This window comes from Synechococcus sp. WH 5701 (assembly GCF_000153045.1).
In the GTDB taxonomy this organism is placed as follows: domain Bacteria; phylum Cyanobacteriota; class Cyanobacteriia; order PCC-6307; family Cyanobiaceae; genus Regnicoccus_A; species Regnicoccus_A antarcticus.
On sequence record NZ_AANO01000019.1, the window covers coordinates 1 to 2,389 of the forward strand.

General features: G+C 45.9%; 3 protein-coding genes and 1 pseudogene. 2 read left to right on the plus strand and 2 right to left on the minus strand.

The window, feature by feature from the left end; all coding sequences use genetic code 11:
- The first annotated feature begins 7 nt into the window (after positions 1-7).
- Together WH5701_RS18130 and WH5701_RS15950 are read left to right on the plus strand one after the other, a co-directional pair.
- Complete coding sequence (locus tag WH5701_RS18130) at positions 8-346, plus strand: DUF6464 family protein (RefSeq protein WP_006169695.1); 339 nt, start codon at positions 8-10, stop codon at positions 344-346.
- A 5-nt stretch (positions 347-351) separates the two neighbouring features.
- Entirely contained in the window at positions 352-1,002 is a 651-nt protein-coding gene (locus WH5701_RS15950) for a hypothetical protein (protein WP_006169696.1), read from the plus strand.
- A 16-nt stretch (positions 1,003-1,018) separates the two neighbouring features.
- Here the strand turns inward: WH5701_RS15950 and fmt are convergent.
- Together fmt and WH5701_RS17820 are read right to left on the minus strand one after the other, a co-directional pair.
- Positions 1,019-2,030: pseudogene (fmt, locus tag WH5701_RS15955) on the minus strand (methionyl-tRNA formyltransferase).
- A gap of 18 nt (positions 2,031-2,048) precedes the next feature.
- On the minus strand, positions 2,049-2,389 hold a 341-nt coding region (locus tag WH5701_RS17820), incomplete at its 5' end, for a metallopeptidase TldD-related protein (protein ID WP_232201735.1).

Below are 2,389 nucleotides of genomic sequence, written 5' to 3' on the forward strand. Positions count from 1 at the left end.
CCTCGCCATGCTGGTTGAGCTTAGAGATGCAGGGAGCGGAACCCTTTTGAACCGGGTTCAATTGGATGATCCACCCCATCCTGGTTCATGGCTTGAATTGGATGGCATATGCTATTTGATCATGCAAAGACAGCATCGATATTCCCTCAAAGGGGGGGCATATCAACTTTCTGCTGTTGCCCTTGTTGTTAAACCCCAGTCCCGTCCAGTGGATGCCAAATATTGGCGCCATGGATGGGTCATTGGTGATCCGACATGTCGGTTTAATGCTCTAAGCCCTCTTTTGCGATGCGTTGTTTGGCCTGATGGGCCTTGTGGAGAATGCAGTCATTTTGAGGCTCGTTAGACATGATGAATGGATGGTTTGAGGGTGTCGTTCGACAAGGTCATGGGGTAGCTTCTGGTGTGAATTCTGAGTGCGCGTATACGAAAGGAACAATTGCAATTCAATCTCCATTGTTTAAAAGGCTTGGATTGGATTTGTCGGCCTACTGGCACGGAACAATTAATCTCTGTTTTAAGCCCCTAGAGATTGTTCTACAGAATCCCGACTATAAATTTGAGAATATGTTTTGGACCGAGCTACATCCTCCTGAAACATTTTCCTTTTGGAATATCAAGATACGTATGTCGGATGGTGGCCAAACAAATGGATTAATTTATTATCCACATCCCGAAACAAAAATACGGCACTGGCAATCAGCCTCCATCCTAGAAATCCTTGCACCACGATTGGAAAAATTAGGATCTGGGACTCCGCTCCAAATCCAGACAGCTGATGGATGCATGCAACTCATTGATGGTTGCCGACTACGAGCCAAACTCCTGGAGTTTTTAAAATTTAGGGTGCTTGCCTCTCCAGACTATTTTTTTTCCGACTCTTCTCAGCAGGGCAAACGAGAATGGCTGAGCTCTACCAATCCAGAATTTCTTATCCTTCCAGATGCTGATCTTAATTATGTATGGGAGCAGGCAAAAAATCTATACACTGAAAACAAATAAGATCAATGACTGTTCATTACTGAAACGTATCCCCAGTCGATGCGTCTAATTGCTGTATCAAACCCTGAGCTCGACTTCTCCCTTTGCCTTCCAGCTGTGCTTCGCGTATAAGAATTGGGCATCCGCTAGTGCTCACAACAATTCCCACATGATTGATACAAGCCAAAACAGTTCCAGGTTGATCTCCTCCGGTGGACCATTGTCCAAGCAATACCCGTGCATCCGCTGAAATCTCGTCCCTAAAGCGCTCAATCAATGGCTCAGTGTCTGTCAATTTTAATCGTTTATTACGCCAGATCGTATAGGCACTGGGATACAAACCCATCACCTTTCTGTGGGTAAGGAGGGCTGAGTCGTTCCAATTAATTTGAAAATCATCTTTTTTAAGCATCCTGGCGTAACTGGACTTTTGCCCTTGATTCTGAACATTTAACCGAATTAAACGTTCGGCCTCGCTTCCCATTCCGGCTTTGAAAATTAAGTCCATAGCTTCGACCATGAGCTTTGCTGTGAGCTGACTTAATTCCATTGCGACGGGTCTCAGCGTTTTGACATAGGCAAATTGGAATCCGTTGCTCGAGTAGGACTGGTCCAGTATCCAATCCTTCTTCCATGGCCATAATCCCGACGCCTGTTTCAGAATCACCTTCTAACAACGCCCACTGAATCGGACCGGCACCTCTCCAACGCGGTAAAAGTGAACCATGGCCGTTCCAACACCCGAGGGGTGGTTGTTCAAGGACCGATTTCGGAAGAATTTGACCAAACGCCACAACGACCGAGATGTCTGGCTTGAGATTGGCTAACTCATTTTGACAATCAGTATCTATCTTGATTCGTTCTGGGGTATAAACAGACAACCCAAGTGACTGTGCACAAACTTTTACAGCTGAAGGCAATAATTGTTTTCCTCGTCCCCGCCGGCGGTCTGGCTGGGTTACAACACCAACGATCTCATGACCTGCAGTATGCAATGCAAGTAAGGTCGGCACTGCATAATCGGGTGTACCCCAATAGAGGATTTTCATAGTTGATGGAAGCTGTTCTTATGCTTCGCCAGTAATCGATAAACCTTCAACCCAAACATGGGGAGAAACACCACGATGGGTAATCTCGCAGTTGGTTTCTAAGTGAAGAATTGAATTTAAAACCGTACGAATGTCACCAGCGACTGTGGCTGCTTCAACGGAAATACGTTCTCCACCCTTCACTAGCCAACCATCAAATGGAAGAGAGAATGAGCCTTGAGTGGCCTTAACTCCGGCATGTAACGCCGATAAATCTTCGATCAATACAAACGTATCTTTCTCAGTTGATTGATCGAGATTGTTCCCGCTGCTACAGCCTTCGCTGGTACTTAGCACAAACCAATCAGGCCCTACAGAAA